Here is a 20,218-nt window from a genome sequence, read left to right on the forward strand (position 1 = left end):
TTTTTAACACAGAATGTGAAGATGTCGGTTCCATTATTGACGATTCTGAACCATCCTACCCGCCACACAATCACTTAGATTTCAATAAGCTACATAATACCAATCCAAAAGCTTGTTCACAGTTATGTATGGTTCGGCAGATCCGCCAGGATTGACTGCGTATTGTTTGAGTGAAAACCCAATATTGAGATTAACAATAAAGGAGAAGTCGATGAAACGACTCTTGGTTGTTTTATTTATGGGCACAATTGTTTTATCCGGCTGTGCCACGCTAAGTAAAGAAGAATGTATGACGGCCGATTGGCATCAAATCGGATATGAAGACGGTGCTCAAGGGTACCCCGATACTCGGATTGCTTCTCATCGTGAAGCTTGTGCTGAATATGGTATTTCTCCCGACTTTAAGGCTTATCAAGACGGCCATAAAGAAGGTGTCACGCGTTTCTGTACCGCTCGCAATGGATTTGCGCAAGGTAAGCAAGGATACGACTACACCGGTATTTGCCCGCCGTCATTAGAAGGTGATTTCCTCAAAGGCTATCAAGCCGGTCATGAAATACATTCCGTTTATTCAACATTAAGCGATTTACGCTATGAACAAAGTAGTAATGAGCGAGAGATAAAAGACCTGCGCTCGAAGATTACTGACAAAACCAATTTAATGCTATCGAATGAAACAACTATTGATAACCGTTACCGGTTAAATCAAGAAATCAGCCAGATGCAACAAGACTTGGGCGGATTAGAACAACGCAACAAACAACTGATTGCGGATATCGCCCGGACTCAAGCAAAGTTAAGCGCGCTTGAAAAACAGTCGGTTCATTTCTAAATCAATACTTCTCAATCAATCGGTGGCTGTAGTGATCTGACAGCCACTGTTACTTCAATGCTACCCTGTTAACCCACTCGCAAAACCTCATACTTTTTTCATACTTTTATTTTCCCCAAAACAGATAACCTACGCCCTGCACTGGCAGAATCCGGTGCCGGGCGTAGGAACCCGCAAATTTGTTCTTCAGGGATTATAGGTTGCTAACTTTACGTTGGTGAAACAACTTTCCACTCTTCAGGAGTCCACTATGTACGAAACCATCCCCTACGATCACCAATTTGCCCAAAAAGCCCGCGAATACCTGCGCCAGTTAGAAGAAATGTTTGAAGCCGAACAGCGGCACAACAGTCAAGAGCTACGCAATGTATTGCTGTATCTCAATAATCTGATTACCACCCATTACGTGCGCTACCATGAAGACGTTGATGGGGAGGATTTGGCGTAATTATTGATTGGTTAGATTTCGAGCCGTGATTGCGGCTCGTTTTATAAAATAGTTTTAGCAGCTCTAGCCTTGCCTTGTCATTTCAATAATCACAATTTTTTATGATTTAATTATTTTTCAACAAAATCAGAATGCACTAAAGTAATTACTTATCTTATATACACTTAACAATCGAACTCGCAGTTAAAACAAATAATATATAAAATATTTTTACAACTTTAAATTAAATGTAAAACCCAATTATATACCATCTTATTTTTTGATAGAAAATCCGAATATTTCATTAGTTTAACCAAGTCAAATACGAATCTTACCACTACTATAAATATATCAGTCATCACTCTTCAGAAAATACGATATTGATAGGGTCAAAGAATGAAAACAGCTTATTGTACAAATGAAACTTGTGATTTATTTAATAAACCACAAGATGTTGAAAAACCAGGAAAATGTAGTGAATGTGGAAAATCGCAATCATTAAAGCCTAAAGGACAAGCTGGAGTCTATAATACGCAAGAGGCTAAAGGTTCAACTTCAGCCAATTTTTCTACTGCTAGTGAATTTCAATTAGATAAAACGCCAAGTAATGTATTAAGAATCTATGTGGTTGGACATGGCACTTGGACATCAGGGGATGATAGCATTACAGTCCCTGATAATTATGAAGTTTATTTTCATGTTCCTGATAATCAGTTACATAGTGCTGCCGGTCAACGCCAATCGAATTTTAAACGTGGGAAAGATTCTGTTAATGCTGGTCTACTGACTAAAAATTATAGGCTATGGCCGTTATGGGGAAGTGAGGTACTAATTTTACCCGAGGAAGCATCGCGAAGACTCGACTTATCTACTCTTTCGCAAGATACTTATACAATAAATTCAAAATTCCATTTAGAAGCCGGAAAATCTTATGTGTTCTATCTCTCTGGGAATGCAACTTTTGATAACTCAAAGAACGAATTATTTCCACATACAGATGTGCTTTGTAATATGAAATCGGAAGAGCATAATAAACGTTTTTATACAATATCACTATTACAAATAAAAATGTTGATTCATTCTCTAATTAATCAGCGTCCAAAAAAAGTATCGCCAATGAGAAAACAATTTCCTGAAGATTTAAAAATAGAAATCATTTGGTGTGCATGCCGAGAGCATATATCTCAAGACAATGGTACCTTCATGAATAGCAAAAGAGATTTAGGTGCAAAAATAGAAAAAATAGAACTAGATAAAGGAACTGTACCAATATACATTTAAATAATAAGCAAACACTATATATTTCACGGTAATGTTCAAACTCAGTGTCATTTCCTTAAGCTGAATCGAAAAGGAAATGACACCGAATCTCTGATGATCAATGCGACATGGATATTCAGGCATTTGCCGAAACATACAGGCTATAACATCATGCCGCCAGAGGCTTCTATTCTCTACCTGGTGACCCAGCCAAACCTGTCGTTGAACATCGCTGGCCTAAGATCATTGCCTGAGCTTGTTCGCTATGACGAATCGCACCGTCTTTAAAGTCTGTCATGATCACGCCCGGAGCCAGTGTATTTCCCCCAATAGGGAAACGGGTCATAGAGAAAGCCCTGTTAACTCACTCGCAAAACCTCATACTTTTTTCATACTTTTGTTTCCCCCAAAACAGATAACCTACGCCCTGCACTGGCAGAATCCGGTGCCGGGCGTAGGAACCCGCTCACAAGACTCCAAGTATTATAGGTTGCTAACTTTTAGTTGGTTTTCTACTATATGCGGCCTCAGCACATCTGAATTATGGTGAGCTGGGCAAAGCAGCCTTAGCTGACCGCATTCCAGAGAGCGGTATTCCTACACCTTGTTCCAGTTCACCACCCGAGCGTAGGAACTCTTGTGAGGCGAATATGGTGCAAACCTACCTCATTTTGAAGTTTTTTCAGGTTTTTTTCTTTCTGATGATCTTTTCAATGGTACAGTTCTAACAGTTCACGGAATCTGGTCGATGAAAGTCTATGCTGATGAATTGATGTATAAGGGAGATATGGTAAGAGGAAACGAAGCAGCCAAAAAGACCGCAATGATCGCGCGTTTGAACCTGTTCAGTAACAACACTCAAGACGATTTCAAAAAGATTCCTGGCCCCCCATTGCTTACTGGCTTTCACATCCTGCAATTCAAACATACTTGTTCGGGTTGTTAGATAGAAAACTAATTTCTGACGGTTCCGTAAAGACAGGTAACAACGACAAGTTTCTTCGTAACCTATGGGAAGTTAACGCTTTTGAAATTGGATCAAATTCTAAATGGCGACTACACCCCAAAGGAGGAGAATACCGTAAGTGGTATGGGTGGAACGTCAGCCAAGTGCGCGTGCTCTTGCTAACGCAACGTTATTAAAACGAATGCGCGAGATCCATGATGATAGCGGTGGCATTATCGGCGCACCACGTATGCACGAAGATCTGCAAGCCGAAGGGTTGAAAGCGAGCTTAAATCGTGTAGCCAGGCTGATGTCAGCGAATGGACTTTATGGCTGGCCGCGTAAAAAAGGTCGAGGGGCAAAGCGACAGTCCGCACGTCCTGACGGTTTAAAGAATCATCTTGAGCGGGACTTTCATGCTTTGGAGCCGGAAACCAAATGGGTCACAGACATTACAGAAATTGGGACACTTGAAGGAAAACTTTATCTGTGCGTGGTGCTTGACCTATTTAGCAAGCTCATTGTTGGTTGGTCGATGCATCATCGACAAGACCGTCATATGGTGATTCGAGCCGTCGAAATGGCGGTTTGGCAGCGACAGGAAAGACATCATGTTATCTTACATTCAGATCGTGGTACACAATTTACCAGCGGAGACTATCAGCGCTTTCTCAAGCAAAAGAACCTAACCAGCAGCATGAGTGCTGTAGGCCATTGTGCAGATAACGCGGCTTGTGAAGGGTTCTTCGGTGTGATGAAACGGGAACGAATCAATTATCGACAATACCGGACAAGAAATGAAGCCAGAGCAGATATTTTTGATTATATCGAACGGTTCCATAATCCAAGAATGCGACGTAGACTGGCGAATCAAGACAGCAAGTTTACGTCTTTACTAAACCGTCCGTGAAAACGGGGTAGAACCCTATTGCTCGGCGCACAGGTTCAATTCATAAGAAGACAAAATGAGTAATTCATACAGAAAAGACAAAGACTTAGAGTTGTTACGATACGCTGACAACGACATGCTTGAGGTATTGGTGAAATACCTAACGACTGATAAAGATGGTAAAACTCGTTATACAGAGACTTTAACTGATGATAAGCAGTTCAAAGCAGCTAAAGGTGACTACCAGCAAGTATGGCAGCTTATTGCTGGTGAACTGCAACATTTCGGCGGCGATACACTCGTTAATCTATTTAGAAGAACTGGCGTTGAGTATAGAGAAATACTCATTGATGTTTGTAAAAAGCTCAGCATCAAAACCGATTACAAAGCTGAGATTGTCAAAATAGAACAAGCTCTGTTAGCAAAGCTATTTGCAGACTCTTGGGAAAAAATGTCGGAATCAGAAAGAGACGCTTTGCGAAAAGAACTTCAAATAGACGCATCGCTAACCAGTAGTGCAGCACTAACCGCAATAATTGCAGCTATCCGCATGGGTGGATTTATGTCTTATCAAGTTGCAATGATTGTAGCAAATGCTGTCGCTAAAGCCCTTCTTGGAAGAGGCTTATCTTTAGCAGCCAATGCTGGCTTAGCTCGTGCTATAGGCGTTTTTGCAGGCCCTATCGGTATAGCAATTACAGTGTTACTAACTGTACCAGCGATTAGTGGCCCTGCATTTAGAGTAACCCTACCTGCCGTCGTACAAATTGCTGCAATGCGCCAACAAATGCTGAATGAAGAGGAGACAATTTTCTAATGGAAACTGTTTTTACTTTTGACTGGGAAAATGTATACCCTGAAGTATTAGAAGGTATACAGAATGGTAAAATTACTATACGAGACGGGGTCGCATACTGGACGGAACTCGCGGATAAATCTGGGATAGCACAGCATATGCCTTTAAAGGGCGTTCCATTTGACCCAGAAAAGCTGAATGAAATTAGTAAATTAATTCAAGCGTCTCACGCCACTCAAATGGCTGCGATAAGTTTATCCACCACGATCATTGTCGGGGCTATCGTTGTCCAGACTATGTACTTAGTAAGAAAAATAGACAAACTCCAAGAGACAATGGATCTTATTTCTTCTGACATCAATGCACAAAACGTGATGTTTTATATGGAAAAATTATCCAAATACTTCGGTGCTATCGAATCTGCAAGAGTCCTCCTCCTAGATAAGTCTTTCGTTTCTGAAACCCAAGACATCGCGGCAAACCTCATATCTCAGCTTTCAATTGAGAGAAATGAGGTTCTATCGTTAATTGATAACCTTATTTCATTTGCAGACAAACTAACAGAGCGTCACCTTGGGCAAATGCTTGATTTTATTACGATGGTCCTTGATATCATGCCTAAAGCTATCTATTTAGAAAGCCAGCTCTGTGACCGTTACGGGAAATTCAAGCTGTCTGAGCACCTTATGCGTGAAAACACCAAACGCTACAACATCACTTTGCAACACTACAGAGACTGGTGTAATTCTAAAGCTAAAGCAACTATTCGTGGTGATTCAACACCAATAGCCCTAGCCTTTCATGAAAAGAAAGACGATTTAAAAGCGCTTTTCGACTCTAGCAATAACAAGGCTCTGCTTCAGCAACTTGTCAGCCCATCATTACAATTAGCCATTGAAGCGATTTGAGGTTTTAATGGCTTAGACCCAGTGTAACTAAGCTGGGTTACCGAGTTTCAACTTCATATCCGCTAAGCGATTTTTAATATAGAAAGTGGTACTGTCCATTTGCCACAAACTGATAACCTGACGCCTGCACTGGCAAAATTCGGTGCTGAATCCCCATCAGGTCAGCAAACATTGCGGGCACTCTGTTTGCAAAGGCACTCTGTTTAGGGGAAGTGGACAATACCCTCGGTGCAATGTATGCCGCTCAATTGATGGCAGCGATGAAGAAAAACGTAAATGTTGACGGAGCGATTCGAAGTGGCGATTTGACCCCGATATTCACTTGGCTATCTGACAATATTTGGCGTCAAGGGAGTTTGCTGACTACTGATGAACTGGTGAAACAAGCAACAGGGAAAGTACTCAATCCCGCTCATTTCAAACAACATCTCATAGACCGATATTTTTAAAAACTAGAATAGGTGTCCACTCGGACACCTATTCTAGAAATCATCAAGAATCGTGGTCATAATAAAGTGACTTGCACGGCAATCTGGATATCTAGATAAACCACTCACTTTATATTATGCAAGGTTATTACTTAATAAAGAATGTAAATTGATCTAATGAGTACAATTTATAGTACACAGTCATTTTATCTATATAGTCAAAACTTAATTTCGGCGCCAACAACGTAAGCGATTTGCGCATCTTCAGCATCGGTATTTGAAATTTCGGCGAATAGGTTTACGTCATCAAATTTTGAAAATTCATAGGTGATATTGGCATACCATTCATTCACCGATTCTTCAGATTCTGGTTTATTATTAACAAAACCAAGAGCAACTTTAGTCAAATCAGTAACACCAAATGTGGTAGCAAAATTATAAACTTTCATGGTGTCTTCAGATTCTGAATAATCGACAGCAAAGGTTGCAAAACCTGCATCATACAAGGCGCTGACACCGTAGGTGTTAAAGGTATCACCATCCACTTCAACTTCTCGGTTCTGATAAGAGGCAGCCAGTTCCAGTTGCTCTATTTCAACCGAAGCGAAGGCATCAAATGATTGCTCACCTTCATTGTCCTTATCTTTCGCCTGTAAATCTGTAGACAACATCAGCTTTATTTTATTCAGGTTGAAATTCAACAGAATCACATTGTCGCCATCGGTTTCGTCAAACGCGACATCATCTGAGTCCATTTCATAATCTTCCGCAATACCAAACTCATCTGAAGCATAGTCTTGTCTCCCGACCGACAGTGAGATATTACTGCTCTCGAAACCGATCAGCGCATCTTTTAGCGCTGCACTATTTTGGTTTTTATCACCATTGGCCGCATCATCAAAATCAAACCCTAGGACGCCCAATACGGTAAAGTCTTCTGCCACTTCATAAGCAACTTTATTTTCAAATTCCAAAGAGTCATAATTGACGTAAAGATGTTGATCTTTACCACTATCTTTCTGTAACTGAATTTGGATATCACCATTTAGTTCATAAATGAAACCATCTTTTTCGACTAAATTAGCAGCATTAACTGAAGTAGTCGCTGCTGCAAAAATAATAGCCACTGCTAGTACATTATTTTTCATTTTTATTTCCTTGATTTATTCTATTTGCCTTTTTCTAGGCAATAAAACACACACTGAAATCAGTGCATATTTTATTTTTAGTTAACATAAATTAGATAAAATTAATGAATGCGATTTATTTAATCACTCTATTTAAAAACAAACCTCATCCTCATTAAATTAATCAATATTAATTTAAATGAGTTGTTCGCTATAAAATAGAAATTAATTAAATTTGAATAATATAATTACTCGTTAACACTTAGTTCCTTGCTGTAGCAGCGTTTAAGTTCATTCAAACTGTAAAAATATTGAGTCCCGGAGAACACTTTGCAACTATCTTTAAAGCCGACTTCTTTTTCGTTATAAAGCATTTTAACTAAAGTCTCCCCACCGTTAACATTCTTATACACATCCCATTGAATATTCGCAGAATATGGCGTTACCCAGCCACCACGCCACTCGTTATTTTCCTGAGAATACAGAATAGAAGGATCGGCGGATTGAGTGCTGCCTTCAACATGTAATAGTGCTGCGAGAGGCATCATTTGTTCTGCATGAGCAAAGCGAACTTTCGCCACGTGCTGAGTAGATTGGCTATTATTTGCTACTGCATCCATTTCACTAAACATATCTTTCAACAGTGGCTTAGCAATATTGTACGTTACACCATCGCTATCAGAGAAACTCGGACCTTTTTCATAAAAGTCTTCTGCATCAGACTGATATGAGAACCATGCGGACTCTTCAGGAGTTATAAATTGTTTTAAGTTCCACTCGCCCCCCTGAGCCTGTGCTTCACGTAACATACCCGGACCGATAATAAACATGTTGTATAGTTTTGATGCAGCATCTACCTCATTTTGCACATACTTCCAGTCATCTTCGGTTTCATCAGGTTTTCTGGTATTCGTTTTAAAGCAATTTTCTGCTGCAATATCACAGTTTTTGTCGTCTGAAACGTCATTTTCCAGAAAGTCTACAAACTCTTTAGTGTAGATACGTTCCAACATTTGACGCGCCAGCAATTTCGTTTTTGGCAGTTCAGAAATTTCATCAAATGCAGCTTCTAGTTTATCCGAATCTTTAAAATTCTTATAAGCCTTATAGTTAGCGGTATATTGTTGATATTCAACACTCTTAGCTGGATTTGTTTTATGGAAATAAAGCTCATATTTGTTTACAAGCTTATTATCAATTTTGTTTGGCTGAGTCTGCGTTTGGTAACATCGAGTAGCATCATTACTCACATAAGCTACATCATTCGCCAACGACTGCATAAAGTAATACGCAGTCTGATTCGCACGCTCTTCACCAGAAGTTTGCACTTGAATACAGACAGGGTTACTCGCATCATTGGTCATGATTGAACTTAAACGCTCGGCCATACGTGAAGCAATCCCTTCCGGTTCTTCTTCACCGACTCGGGTTAATAGACCATAGCCAAGCTTTTCGTTTGCCCCAGTGACTTTATCTGTAACCGGACCAAGCTTTTCACCTCGCTCCGTTAACTGACCACGTTTCTTAGCCAAATCCCACACCTGCTTGGTGAGCACATCATATTTCGGACTTGAAAGTGCGCGGGCACCATGCCGCTCGACTAGTTGAGTATAAACAACTCTATAGCCCAATGGCGCAGCCTCATAACTACTTAAATCTTGCTGTGGTGAATAAGTTGCCTTGCTGCTGTACTGGTATCCATCCGTTCCATTTTCAGAATGTTCACTGCTGCTACAACCACTGAGTAGAGCCACAGTAATCGCTGACGCAATAAGAGTATAACGAGTCATTAATCTTCCTTAAGTTGTTGTATTTGGATACTAAGACACACTGAACATTAAAGTTGCTTTATGACAATTTCATTGCATACCATCGTTTTTGCAACTATGTGCAAAATATTCATATTTCTGTCATCTGACTTTTCTAAAGTATTTCTCATAGACACACGGGAGGAGAGTGTTGTGTTAGAAGTACCAAGCTATTCTATGCCGATGCAAACAAGTGCACTACAGAAAATAAAACATCGCTTTGCAGTCGCAAGACAAGAACCAGCGAATGTATTAGCCATACTGCTATTAATGTTTTTTGCTTATTTGATTGTCGCCCCTGTTTTATCCATTGCAACCGACGCCTTTACTGTTCATCCCGGTGACGAAATGCGTACTCACGAAAATCAGGGTGATTTAACCAACTATTACCTTGTCAGAGTGATCACATCGCGAATGTCACAACTGCTATTGTGGCAACCGCTACAACATACCCTAAGCATTGCGACACTAACCGTTCTTTTTGCATTACTACTGGGGGTGACTCTGGCCTGGCTGGTAAACCGTACAGATATGTTCGGACGCAAATGGTTTACAACGGCATTAGTTGTACCATTTATGCTGCCTTCATGGACGTTCGCTTTGGCATGGACAACCATTTTCAAAAATCGCACAGTGGGCGGGCAACCAGGATGGCTGGAAGCTATGGGGATCACAACACCAGACTGGGTCGCTTATGGCTTTTTCCCCATGGTCGTGATCTTAGTCATCCACTATGTTCCGCTCGTTATTCTTATTGTCGGTAACGCATTGCGCCGCTTCGATTCTCAGTTAGAAGATTGTGCCCGAATTCTTGGTGCAGACCGCAGAACCATTTCACTAAAAATTATTCTACCTTTGGTTCGACCTGCTCTGCTTTCTGCTGCACTGCTGATTTTCGCAGATTGTATTGGTGAATTTGCGATTCCGTATATCTTAGGATTACCAGTCAATTTTAATACTTTATCCACCGGCCTTTATCGAGCACTGGACTCACGTCAAAACGGTGTCGCTGCTGTTGTTGCGCTGGTCATTATGCTTATCGGTATCATCACTTTGATGATTGATATCCGCATGATGAAAGAAGCACGTCGCTTTGTCACCGTGGGCGGTAAAGGACAAATGGAACGCACGAATCAACTTAGAGCCATGCGACTACCGGCAACAGGTCTGGCTGCAGCATTTGTCATGATTGGCGTCGCTATACCACTTTTGACCTTATTTCTTTCCACTATCATGATCTTACCGGGTCGCTTTAATCCGGAGAACTTTACCTTTGATTACTGGATTGGTGAGAATCTGGATACTTTGGCGATGCACAGCGGAATTCTGCTCACACAAGAATTCTGGGATGCGGCATGGAACACCATCATGATCGTTGGAAGCGCTTCTGTCATCTCAGGCGTACTCGGTCTTCTGGTCGGCTATTCGGTTCTACGTTGCACTATTCCATGGGTCGGCCAATCCCTCAAGCAAGTAACGTTTATGCCTTATCTAGTTCCGGGAATTGCTTTTGCCGCTGCGTTTCTATCTCTCTTTGCCGTTTCGCGCGGCCCCATCCCTGCACTCTATGGACTACCGGTACTGCTGATTATTGCTCTAATTGCGGAACAAATGCCGTTTGCCAGTCGCTCCGGTATTGCAGCGATGTCTCAGTTAGGAAAAGAGCCGGAAGAAGCCGCGCGTATTGCAGGCGCCAATTGGTTTACCCGCTTAACCCGCATCATCGTACCGATTCAGGCAGCCCCGTTAGCCACTGGGATTTTGTTGCCTTTTATTTCCGGTATCAAAGGTGTGAGCCTGTTTATCATTCTTGCTATTCCAGCTACGGATGTTTTAACCACTTATTCGTTACGTCTGATTGACTACAACTACGACCAAGCCGCCAATGCAGTAGTGCTGATGATCGCTCTTGTTGCCTGGGGAGGCACTGTATTGATTCAACGAATTTCAGGCACTGGCCTCGCACAAGGATTAGAGAGTTAACATGCCAACCATTACTTTATCTCAACTACAAAAAACCTATTCCGGATCGGAAAGTGCCGCCGTAAAAGGGCTGGATTTAACCGTCAAAGATGGTGAGTTCATGTGTCTGTTAGGCCCGTCCGGATGTGGAAAAACAACCATACTTCGCATGATAGCGGGTATTGAACACACCACGGGTGGTGCCATTGCTATTGACGAGCAAATTATGGATTCCATTGAACAGGGCTGTTTTGTTCCTCCGGAAAAACGCGGTATCGGCCTAGTATTCCAAAGTTACGCACTCTGGCCACATATGACAGTAGAAGAAAATGTCGAATTCGGCCTGAAACTGAAAAAGATGCCAAAGCAAGAACGTACGGAGCGTTGTCTGGATGTAATGGAAAAACTGCGTATTGCGAATTACGCCAAACGTTACCCTTCACAACTTTCCGGAGGGCAACAACAACGCGTGGCTTTAGCTCGTATGCTGGCCGTCAACCCTGGCGTACTTTTACTGGATGAACCGTTATCGAACCTCGATGCGGCATTACGTCTAGAAATGCGTGCTGAGCTACGGCGTATACATCAGACATTTGGCACAACCATCGTGTTTGTCAGTCATGATCAATGGGAAGCAATGACTTTGGCAACGACCATTGCCGTCATGAGTAATGGCGAACTACAACAAGTTGGTACTCCCGACGAGATTTACGCCACGCCCACCAACCGATTTGTGGCCGAATTTATTGGTACGCCCAAGCTCAATATGATCGACTTTAGCACCACCAACCAAAACACAGAAGTGACTGTTGAGCATAGTAAAATACGATGTCAAATATCACAACGATATGCAGACATCTTCCAGATTGAACACTGCGGTATTCGCCCGGAAGCCATCGTTCTGCACCAAAGCAAAACAGCTAACACGACAGAAATGATCATTGAATCCATTATGCCTACCGGAGGCAGTTGGGTAATCGAACTGATTCAAGGTGAAGATCGCTTGTTTCACTCAACACAATTACGACCAGAATATCAGGCTGGCGATACCGTTTTCTGCGAGCTGCCAGATGAAGCTTTGCATTTTTTTGCACCCAACGGTGAAAGGCTCAAACTTTCGCCACGAACCATTGAACCTATGTGGCCAAACGCAACAAACGTTTGTGCTCATTTAGCTTAACTTAAACCCGATGACTGTGCCCCTCAAGGAAATGGACCATGAAAATGAAACATAACGTGCTTGCTCTATCGATTGCTACTGCTGGCCTATCATTCGCAGCAAACGCAAATGAATCGTTTGATTTAAAGGCAATGATTGCTGCAGCCAAACAAGAAGAGGCAATTACCGTTTACGCCCCGACCGGAAAAATCGTTCAACAAGCGAAAGATTTTTCCGAGAAATACGGCGTAAAAGCCGTCGGTATCAAAGCGAAAGCACCACATATTATTGAAATCATAAGCCGAGAATCACAAGCAAATAATGTAAAAGCAGATGTGGCATTAATTGAAGATGCGCCAGCAACTCAAGTACAGCTCTTGGATAAAGGCTATGTGACGAGTTGGGTTCCGGATGATATGAAGCAGGATATCCCCAAAGACTATCAAAACCCGCTCACTGTAGTACTGGCTCCGAATGTATGGTCATACAACACCGCTCAGTACGATAGCTGCCCTATTACCAACATCTGGCAACTTACGGAACCCAAATGGCGTCATAAAATCGCGATGCAAGATCCACTGATCAAACCTTTGTATTCCGATACCTTTAACCAATTGGCGACCAACTATGATGCACAAATGGCAAAAGCGTATCAGGATCTTTATGGTGAACCTTTAAACACTGACGAAGGCTCAGCCACGGCCGAATTTGTTAAGCGCCTTGCTCAAAACGGCCCATTGTTAACCAAATCAGACGGTGACGCTGCACAGGCTATTGGTGCTCCTGACGTTAAAGATAGCTTTGTTGGCTTAATCAGTACCGCTAAATTCCGTGAAAACAAAAACGGTATGAAATTAGGTATTTGTCACGATATGAAGCCATTCATCGGCGCACTATATCCAGCACCAGGTGTCATTACCACGAAAACGAATAGCCCAAATGCCTCAAAGCTTTTCATTCATTACCTGATGACGGCGGAAGGCATCAAGCTACAAGGTGTTGACGGCAAAATGTCATCTAACCAGAAAGTATCGTTACCCGCAGAAGAGGCTTCCGGCATTCAGCAATACCGGAACCAGTTGATGATGTACAAAACTGCCACTGCAAATTCAGACTGGCAAAAACGTCAGGACTGGATGGATCTTTGGAGCCTGAATTACCAACGCTAATCTACATACTGAATCTGATATAACCCGCTGCGTAGACAACCTCTGCGCAGCCCAACAGGACAAGCTTCTTTGAACGAACTAGAACTCCAAACCAGAGAAACCACTCTCAAAGAGATATTACAGCAAGCCGGTTCGCTCGCTTTACACCATTTCAATTCTCGTCACCCGGGTGAATACACCCTGAAAGGCGCTCAGGATTTCCTCACTGAATCCGATACTATCGTTGAACAATATATTCGGCAGGAACTGCAAGCGGCTTTTCCGGACGATGGCATATTAGGTGAAGAAACCGGAGGTGATACCAAGAACTCACAGCTATGGGTTATCGATCCTATTGACGGCACAGCCAATTTTGCCCGTGGTATCGCACACTTTTGTGTAGTGATTGCCTTTGTTAAAGATGGCATCACTTTATTAGGCGGCATTTATAATCCAGTAACAGATGAGCTGTATTTTGCACGTAAAGGTGCTTACGCCAGTAAAAACAACATTCCTCTGCATATAGCAAAAACTCCGGATTTACAATCAGCGTCATTTGAACTTGGTTGGTCAAATCGTGTACCTCAACAACATTATGTCAACGCCTATTCATCACTGCTTTCATTAGGCGCTAACATTCGGCGTGGCGCTTCTGGCGCACTGGCATTAGCATGGGTTGCTGAAGGGCGCACCGATGGGTATGCAGAACTGCATATGAACGCATGGGACTGCCTTGCAGGATTATTACTCGTAGAAGAAGCCGGTGGGAGTATTGGCCGATTCCCGGAAAGTCACGCAGACATCACGTGCGGAGGCTCAGTGTTAGCAGCGGCCCCTCAGGTTGCGCAAGCACTTTCTCAGGCAACTCAAATTGAAATCAAACCATCTGCTATGAATTCAACAGGCATTGATTATGACAACTAATGTTCCTCATTACCCTCGCCCTCCTATCAGTTTAATTGAAAGTAATATTCCTAACTGGAATATCGATATCTATATTGGTGGTTCGACAGGCGCAGCGGATGCTCAACTACTGCGTGAACATAATATCACGACGGTTCTTAACTGTGCTGTTAATCTCGATATCGACTTAGTGCAACAACTGGATGCACAACATGAACAGCCGTTATGCAATTTTGGAGCGGGCCCCATTCGTTACTACAAAATTGGTTTGATCGATGGCGATGGTAACCCTGAATCAATGATTCTTGCTGGCTATCACTTAATGCGCTCAAGTTTAAGCCAGCAAATACCAGAGAAGCCATCATACAAAGTCCGTGAAAAAGGCAACATTCTTGTTCACTGCCGCGGCGGAAGAAGCCGTTCAGTGACCATAGTGGCAATTTTTCTACATTTAGAATGGCCGGAAAAGTTTCCTACGTTAGACTCAGCTATCGCTCATATTCGGGATAAACGCCAGTTGCACCCGGATGAATGGTTCGAGACACCCAAACCTATGTTGATCGAACTTGCGCACCGAGCAGTTATGATGGAGACTTCATTGCGACAAGCTGGTTTTGGTAAAGAGACATTGAATCAGGATCTATGAGTATATTAAAACAAAAAGGAGCTGCCAGTGCAGCAGAAGTGGCACGTTTAGCAGGCGTGTCACGTTCAGCGGTTTCACGCACTTTCACGCCTGGGGCAAGCGTCTCTAAAGACACTCGCCAGCGTGTTCTGGAAGCAGCCAAAGCTTTAAATTATCACGTAAACCATCTTGCCCGAGGCCTTTCGAATGAACGAAGCCGGCCTGTTTGCCTGCTTGGAGCAAATCTGAATGCGCCCTATCAGGCACGTTTGCTGGATACCTTAACCCAAAGATTGCAGCAAGCCGGGCGTGCTGTCATGGTGATTAATACATCCGGCCTTGAAGCCGACGCCGATGCTGCACTTCGTCAAACCCTCAACTATCGGGCTTCAGCAACTATAGTGTTATCAGGTACGCCACAAGCTTCGTTAGTCGAAACGTGCGTCAACAGTGGCCAACACGTCATTCTGGTCAACCGTGCCGGACAATTCGAAGGTGCAGACCATATATCGTTAGATTATTCCAGTTCCATGTTCGACGCCTTGTACATGCTGAAACAAGCGGGTTGTCGGCGCCTTGCCGTCGTTTCATCAACGATTCAGTCACCTAGCCTGTTAGGAAGAGAAAATATTTTCTTAGAAGCAGCTCAGGAAGCAAAGATAAAATGTCATGTGTACCACTGTGGCTCCACGAGTTATCAAACCGGTGTTGACACAGCAAGGCAGATTCTCGTCTCCCGAAATAGACCCGATGGCGTATTCTGTGTCACCGACTTAATTGCATGTGGTTTTATGGACGCAGCCCGACAAGAATTTAATCTCAATATTCCCGATGATATTTGTGTGATTGGCTTTGACAACATCGAGCAGGCTGGTTGGTTAAGTTACCAGCTCACGACATTTGGCCAGCCTTTGGAAGATATGACCAATGCCATTATTGAACGGTTAGAAAACACTGACGCGAGTAAACAAAGTGGAGAAGCTTTGCTGTTTCAAGCACCGTTAATATGGCGTCAGACTGTACGTTCACAGAACAATCTCAATAAATCGCCGGTTGAAGGTGAATAACCTTCAATCAATGCGGTTCTGATGGATAGTTAAGGTCCGACAGAATCGCTTGGTGATCATGGCTAGTGACTCAGTGGTCGAGAAACAGACCACGCCCCCTATCAGACTACGCGTGATATTATGTTGAAAGACAACACCATTACTTCAAAATACGCCAAAAAATACGATAGAAGACGTAAAAATCATCTCGATAGACAATCGGATGACGTTTAATATTTACCCCCCATTATGGGCGCTACCATCAAGAACTTGATGGAGAGGATTAGTTATTGATTGGATTTCGAGCCGCAATTGCGGCTCGTTTTATAAAACAGACATTGATAAATGTTGGTTTTAAATTGTTAAAACATCCAAATAAAATTCTTTAAATTGTAAAATATTCAGATTTAAATATATCAAAATTGTTAGCAATTTATTATTTACCCAGTACGTATATATTTCTGAATATAACCAGTTTATCGTCCTATTCGAATTATCAATAGACTTGATAATATATCTATAAAAAATTTATAGTTTCGACCAATATTTATACAATAAAAACACCAATCACTGTAGGTGATATGTTGAATGACAAAGTTTGACTGCTCTTCGAGGCTCAAATATGACCAATAGTCCGGCCAATTTTAGCCAAATCAGCGCCACACCATTTAGACCTGGTTGTTTTATAACCATCAGATAAATCAGCATTTTTGTGAATACAAATGCACTATTGATAAAAAAATTATTGTAGAATATAAATATCGCGCATCGTTATAGACTCATCCCTTCCCTATTTCACAGCGTTTTTTGACGAAACTCATCCGCTGAAGGGACGATACGCGGTGCTCTTTTTTTATATGGAAATAATAAGATTCGTAAGAACACAGCGTTATGCATTCAACAAGGCAACGTCAACATTTCAGAATCTATTTATAGATAAAATATCAAACCATAGCTAAGTTAAGGAAGAAAAATGGGGTTTTTCGATAAAGTAAAATCAATTAAGAATTTTATTACCGGTGGTGCTGCGAAAGTTTATTTAGACTCATCAGAAATCGTATTTGGTGAGCAGTTTGAATTGCGAATTAGAGTTCAGGTTGATGATGCTGATTTAAAAATCGATCGCGTTTATGTCGAAATTGAAGGTATAGAAGAGATAGAAGTACCGGATGTCGATGTCATTTATGAGGAAGATGGCGAAGAAGAACGGCGCATAGAAATCGTACGCGCGGAGTCCACCACAACAGAATTGGAAATCACCGTTGATGACGGGCAAGTTTTAAATGCCAATGAAAAATATGAATGGACCGTCAATGTAGAGCTGCCAAGTGACGCGCTTCCACCATATCGTGGCGCATATTGTCAGCATTCCTATCAGGCGCGGGCATCGCTGGATTGTTTTGGCAACGATCCGGATTCTGGTTGGATAGAACTTGATATTAACTAAAACGCACAATAAACCCACTCAGCAGGATGCAATTTTGCATCCTGCTCGCGGTAATATCCAATGTTTGAGTTGAATGTATGGGTGAATTGTTAGCACTATCATGTGACTGATTTATCGCTCATTTTTGTTCACGGTCGTACGAACCTGTTCCCCTCCCTCCCCAAAAAATCTCATCCTTTTTTCATACTTTCCATTTACCACAAACTGATAACCTGACGCCTGCACTGGCAAAATTCGGTGCTGAATCCCCATCAGGGCAGCAAACATTGCGGGTACTCTGTTTACAAAAGCACTCTGTTTACAAAAGCACTCTGTTTGCAAAGATATGTAGCTGACAAAGTTGACATATGGAAATTTACATATATTATATTTCATATATGTGTTTTAAGAGATGTGAAGTATGACACCATTACAACTGTTCAAATGCTTGTCTGATGACACCAGACTAAAGTCGGTCCTGATTATTCATCAACTCGAAGAAGCTTGTGTGTGTGATCTCATGGCAGCACTTGAGCTTGATCAACCGAAAGTTTCACGCCATTTAGCCGAGCTACGTAAATGTAATATTTTGCGAGATGAGCGCCGTGGCAAATGGGTGTATTACCAACTCCATGAACAGCTTCCTGACTGGGCTAACAAGGTGATCAGTCAAACGGCTGAAAGCAATCACAGCTATTTTGCTGAAGCTTTGTCAAAACTGAAAGCAGCCAAACAGCAAACGTCTTGCTGTTAATCGAAGGAGAATGCAGTAGCCATGAGTCAAGACATTACACTACCGAATATTGATATGTTGCGGTTTGATATGCCAACATTGGATAAGTGCCAGAGCACACCGGCTGACCATGCGCCGCGCATCCTTTTGCTTTACGGTTCTTTACGGCAACGCTCATTCAGCCGCTTAGTGATTGAAGAGTGCGCTCGCCTCCTCACGCGAATGGGCGCAGAAGTGAAAATCTTTGATCCCGAAGGTCTGCCACAGACGGATACTGAAGATGAAAATCACCCCAAGGTGCAAGAACTCAGAGAGTTCATGATGTGGTCAGAAGGTCAGGTGTGGTGTTCGCCAGAACGTCACGGCTCGATGAGCAGCATATTCAAAAGCCAGATTGACTGGGTGCCTCTGAGCATCGGTGCCGTGCGGCCGACGCAGGGTAAAACGTTAGCGGTGATGCAGGTATGTGGTGGCTCACAGTCATTCAACGTGGTGAATCAATTACGCATTCTTGGTCGCTGGATGCGCATGGTCACGATTCCAAACCAATCCAGTGTGGCAAAAGCCTTCCTTGAGTTTGATGAAAACGACAGGATGAAGCCTTCCTCCTACTACAATCGTATTGTTGATGTGATGGAAGAACTCATGAAGTTCACGTTATTGCTCCGGAGTAATAACGACTATTTCGTAGACCGCTATTCGGAACGTGTTGAGTCGGCTGAGCAGTTAAGCCAGCGCGTCAACCAGCGTTCTATTTAAGTTAAGGGGAAAAAGATGGGCTTATTTGAACGCTATTTATCAGTATGGGTGGGGATTGCCATTGTGATTGGCATTATCCTTGGTAGTGTTGTCCCAGATGCTTTCGCTGCCATCGCCAGTCTTGAATATGCGCACGTGAATCTGGTGATTGCCGTACTCATCTGGCTGATGATCTATCCAATGATGGTGCAGATTGACTTTTCCTCGTTGAAAGACGTGGGTAAAAAACCCAAAGGTCTCGCCCTCACACTCGTGATTAACTGGTTAATCAAGCCGTTTACCATGGCTTTCCTTGGCTGGTTATTCTTCAAAGGGCTGTTTGCTGACTGGGTTGATCCACAAACGGCAACCGAATATATCGCAGGGATGATATTACTCGGTGTTGCGCCCTGTACCGCAATGGTGTTTGTCTGGAGTCAACTGACCAAAGGCGATGCGAACTACACGCTGGTGCAGGTTTCCATCAACGACATCGTCATGATATTTGCTTTCGCACCGATTGCAGGAATGCTATTAGGTGTTACTGATATTACCGTGCCGTGGGATACATTATTTTTGTCGGTCATCTTGTATGTGCTGATTCCCCTGATTGCAGGGGCAATGACACGGCAAAAGCTGGATAAGGCGGATGACCATTCACGATTGAATCAGTTTTTAGCGACGATGAAACCTTGGTCAGTGATCGGTTTACTGGCAACCGTCGTTTTACTGTTTGGTTTTCAATCTGAAACGATACTGGCAAAACCGCAGGCAATCGTGCTGATTGCCATTCCTCTGCTTATCCAGACTTACGGAATTTTTGCGATTGCTTACTTTATGGCAAAGCAGATGAAGTTACCCCATAACGTTGCAGCACCTGCCTGTATGATTGGCACCTCTAACTTCTTTGAACTGGCGGTTGCCGTAGCAATTTCGTTGTTTGGTCTGCATTCAGGCGCCGCACTTGCCACTGTAGTTGGGGTGTTGGTGGAAGTGCCCGTCATGCTGTCACTGGTATGGTTTGTGAACCGCACCCGTCATTGGTTCGGTGCGTAAA

Annotated in this window: 19 protein-coding genes and 2 pseudogenes; 18 read left to right on the forward strand and 3 right to left on the reverse strand. The window is 42.7% G+C overall.

Annotated features, from left to right (window positions below):
• Positions 1-211: 211 nt before the first annotated feature.
• The 3 genes from OCU60_RS08930 (at position 212) to OCU60_RS08940 (ending at position 2,540) form a co-directional block, all read left to right on the forward strand.
• Positions 212-832, forward strand: coding sequence for a DUF2799 domain-containing protein (locus tag OCU60_RS08930; protein ID WP_074372544.1), 621 nt, complete (start codon positions 212-214; stop codon positions 830-832).
• A gap of 250 nt (positions 833-1,082) precedes the next feature.
• On the forward strand, positions 1,083-1,280 hold the full coding sequence (locus OCU60_RS08935; RefSeq protein WP_074372545.1) for a hypothetical protein: 198 nt from the start codon (positions 1,083-1,085) through the stop codon (positions 1,278-1,280).
• A gap of 375 nt (positions 1,281-1,655) precedes the next feature.
• Positions 1,656-2,540 (forward strand): putative adhesin, encoded by an 885-nt coding sequence (locus OCU60_RS08940; RefSeq protein WP_074372546.1) that lies wholly within the window; start codon positions 1,656-1,658, stop codon positions 2,538-2,540.
• A gap of 166 nt (positions 2,541-2,706) precedes the next feature.
• On the opposite strand, the gene OCU60_RS08945 is transcribed toward OCU60_RS08940, so the two are convergent.
• Positions 2,707-2,865, reverse strand: coding sequence for a hypothetical protein (locus tag OCU60_RS08945; RefSeq protein ID WP_159439453.1), 159 nt, complete (start codon positions 2,863-2,865; stop codon positions 2,707-2,709).
• Positions 2,866-3,267: 402 nt separating this feature from the next.
• Here OCU60_RS08945 and OCU60_RS08950 point away from each other — a divergent pair, with 402 nt between their 5' ends.
• The 5 genes and pseudogenes from OCU60_RS08950 to OCU60_RS08970 all read left to right on the forward strand — a co-directional run.
• Positions 3,268-3,465, forward strand: coding sequence for a hypothetical protein (locus tag OCU60_RS08950; protein ID WP_074372547.1), 198 nt, complete (start codon positions 3,268-3,270; stop codon positions 3,463-3,465).
• Between the two features lie 145 nt (positions 3,466-3,610).
• A pseudogene (locus OCU60_RS08955) lies at positions 3,611-4,386 on the forward strand (IS3 family transposase); the annotation flags it as partial.
• A 44-nt stretch (positions 4,387-4,430) separates the two neighbouring features.
• Positions 4,431-5,171 carry a DUF3944 domain-containing protein gene (locus tag OCU60_RS08960; RefSeq protein WP_074372549.1) on the forward strand — a complete coding sequence of 247 codons (741 nt, stop codon included), beginning with the start codon at positions 4,431-4,433 and terminating at the stop codon, positions 5,169-5,171.
• Positions 5,171-6,058: a hypothetical protein gene (locus OCU60_RS08965; RefSeq protein WP_074372550.1), complete on the forward strand. Its 888-nt coding sequence runs from the start codon at positions 5,171-5,173 to the stop codon at positions 6,056-6,058. The genes OCU60_RS08960 and OCU60_RS08965 overlap by 1 nt, the downstream gene beginning before the upstream one ends.
• Before the next feature lie 221 nt (positions 6,059-6,279).
• A pseudogene (locus tag OCU60_RS08970) lies at positions 6,280-6,507 on the forward strand (carboxypeptidase M32); the annotation flags it as partial.
• Positions 6,508-6,704: 197 nt separating this feature from the next.
• On the opposite strand, the gene OCU60_RS08975 reads toward OCU60_RS08970, so the two are convergent.
• Complete coding sequence (locus OCU60_RS08975; protein WP_074372551.1) at positions 6,705-7,634, reverse strand: porin; 930 nt, start codon at positions 7,632-7,634, stop codon at positions 6,705-6,707.
• A gap of 227 nt (positions 7,635-7,861) precedes the next feature.
• Positions 7,862-9,403, reverse strand: a complete 1,542-nt coding sequence (locus tag OCU60_RS08980; RefSeq protein WP_074372552.1) for a histidine phosphatase family protein — start codon at positions 9,401-9,403, stop codon at positions 7,862-7,864.
• A gap of 171 nt (positions 9,404-9,574) precedes the next feature.
• Here OCU60_RS08980 and OCU60_RS08985 point away from each other — a divergent pair, with 171 nt between their 5' ends.
• The 10 genes from OCU60_RS08985 to arsB all read left to right on the forward strand — a co-directional run bounded on the left by OCU60_RS08985 (position 9,575) and on the right by arsB (position 20,217).
• The gene (locus tag OCU60_RS08985; protein ID WP_205410478.1) at positions 9,575-11,404 is read left to right on the forward strand and encodes an ABC transporter permease; all 1,830 of its coding nucleotides are present in this window, start codon (positions 9,575-9,577) and stop codon (positions 11,402-11,404) included.
• A gap of 1 nt (position 11,405) precedes the next feature.
• Entirely contained in the window at positions 11,406-12,563 is a 1,158-nt protein-coding gene (locus OCU60_RS08990; RefSeq protein ID WP_074372554.1) for an ABC transporter ATP-binding protein, read from the forward strand.
• 38 nt (positions 12,564-12,601) lie between these two features.
• Positions 12,602-13,711, forward strand: a complete 1,110-nt coding sequence (locus OCU60_RS08995; protein ID WP_205410479.1) for an ABC transporter substrate-binding protein — start codon at positions 12,602-12,604, stop codon at positions 13,709-13,711.
• 69 nt (positions 13,712-13,780) lie between these two features.
• Entirely contained in the window at positions 13,781-14,614 is an 834-nt protein-coding gene (locus OCU60_RS09000) for an inositol monophosphatase family protein (RefSeq protein WP_205410480.1), read from the forward strand.
• Positions 14,604-15,239: a dual specificity protein phosphatase family protein gene (locus OCU60_RS09005; RefSeq protein ID WP_074372556.1), complete on the forward strand. Its 636-nt coding sequence runs from the start codon at positions 14,604-14,606 to the stop codon at positions 15,237-15,239. Before OCU60_RS09000 ends, OCU60_RS09005 begins: the two co-directional genes overlap by 11 nt.
• Complete coding sequence (locus OCU60_RS09010; RefSeq protein WP_074372557.1) at positions 15,236-16,285, forward strand: LacI family DNA-binding transcriptional regulator; 1,050 nt, start codon at positions 15,236-15,238, stop codon at positions 16,283-16,285. The genes OCU60_RS09005 and OCU60_RS09010 overlap by 4 nt, the downstream gene beginning before the upstream one ends.
• Positions 16,286-17,237: 952 nt before the next feature.
• Positions 17,238-17,711 carry a sporulation protein gene (locus tag OCU60_RS09015; protein ID WP_074372558.1) on the forward strand — a complete coding sequence of 158 codons (474 nt, stop codon included), beginning with the start codon at positions 17,238-17,240 and terminating at the stop codon, positions 17,709-17,711.
• A gap of 400 nt (positions 17,712-18,111) precedes the next feature.
• Positions 18,112-18,444, forward strand: a complete 333-nt coding sequence (locus tag OCU60_RS09020; RefSeq protein ID WP_074372559.1) for a metalloregulator ArsR/SmtB family transcription factor — start codon at positions 18,112-18,114, stop codon at positions 18,442-18,444.
• A gap of 21 nt (positions 18,445-18,465) precedes the next feature.
• The gene (gene arsH, locus OCU60_RS09025; protein ID WP_074372560.1) at positions 18,466-19,182 is read left to right on the forward strand and encodes an arsenical resistance protein ArsH; all 717 of its coding nucleotides are present in this window, start codon (positions 18,466-18,468) and stop codon (positions 19,180-19,182) included.
• A 15-nt stretch (positions 19,183-19,197) separates the two neighbouring features.
• Positions 19,198-20,217, forward strand: coding sequence for an ACR3 family arsenite efflux transporter (gene arsB, locus OCU60_RS09030; protein ID WP_074372561.1), 1,020 nt, complete (start codon positions 19,198-19,200; stop codon positions 20,215-20,217).
• Position 20,218: the final 1 nt, after the last annotated feature.

The organism is Vibrio spartinae (assembly GCF_024347135.1).
GTDB lineage: Bacteria > Pseudomonadota > Gammaproteobacteria > Enterobacterales > Vibrionaceae > Vibrio > Vibrio spartinae.

Bases quoted from the DNA above. Each gene is read 5' to 3' on its own strand.
- OCU60_RS08930 (WP_074372544.1), top strand. From the start codon at position 212: ATGAAACGACTCTTGGTTGTTTTATTTATGGGCACAATTGTTTTATCC.
- OCU60_RS08935 (WP_074372545.1), top strand. From the start codon at position 1,083: ATGTACGAAACCATCCCCTACGATCACCAATTTGCCCAAAAAGCCCGC.
- OCU60_RS08940 (WP_074372546.1), top strand. From the start codon at position 1,656: ATGAAAACAGCTTATTGTACAAATGAAACTTGTGATTTATTTAATAAA.
- OCU60_RS08945 (WP_159439453.1), bottom strand. From the start codon at position 2,865: ATGACCCGTTTCCCTATTGGGGGAAATACACTGGCTCCGGGCGTGATC.
- OCU60_RS08950 (WP_074372547.1), top strand. From the start codon at position 3,268: ATGAAAGTCTATGCTGATGAATTGATGTATAAGGGAGATATGGTAAGA.
- OCU60_RS08960 (WP_074372549.1), top strand. From the start codon at position 4,431: ATGAGTAATTCATACAGAAAAGACAAAGACTTAGAGTTGTTACGATAC.
- OCU60_RS08965 (WP_074372550.1), top strand. From the start codon at position 5,171: ATGGAAACTGTTTTTACTTTTGACTGGGAAAATGTATACCCTGAAGTA.
- OCU60_RS08975 (WP_074372551.1), bottom strand. From the start codon at position 7,634: ATGAAAAATAATGTACTAGCAGTGGCTATTATTTTTGCAGCAGCGACT.
- OCU60_RS08980 (WP_074372552.1), bottom strand. From the start codon at position 9,403: ATGACTCGTTATACTCTTATTGCGTCAGCGATTACTGTGGCTCTACTC.
- OCU60_RS08990 (WP_074372554.1), top strand. From the start codon at position 11,406: ATGCCAACCATTACTTTATCTCAACTACAAAAAACCTATTCCGGATCG.
- OCU60_RS08995 (WP_205410479.1), top strand. From the start codon at position 12,602: ATGAAAATGAAACATAACGTGCTTGCTCTATCGATTGCTACTGCTGGC.
- OCU60_RS09005 (WP_074372556.1), top strand. From the start codon at position 14,604: ATGACAACTAATGTTCCTCATTACCCTCGCCCTCCTATCAGTTTAATT.
- OCU60_RS09010 (WP_074372557.1), top strand. From the start codon at position 15,236: ATGAGTATATTAAAACAAAAAGGAGCTGCCAGTGCAGCAGAAGTGGCA.
- OCU60_RS09015 (WP_074372558.1), top strand. From the start codon at position 17,238: ATGGGGTTTTTCGATAAAGTAAAATCAATTAAGAATTTTATTACCGGT.
- OCU60_RS09020 (WP_074372559.1), top strand. From the start codon at position 18,112: ATGACACCATTACAACTGTTCAAATGCTTGTCTGATGACACCAGACTA.
- arsH (WP_074372560.1), top strand. From the start codon at position 18,466: ATGAGTCAAGACATTACACTACCGAATATTGATATGTTGCGGTTTGAT.
- arsB (WP_074372561.1), top strand. From the start codon at position 19,198: ATGGGCTTATTTGAACGCTATTTATCAGTATGGGTGGGGATTGCCATT.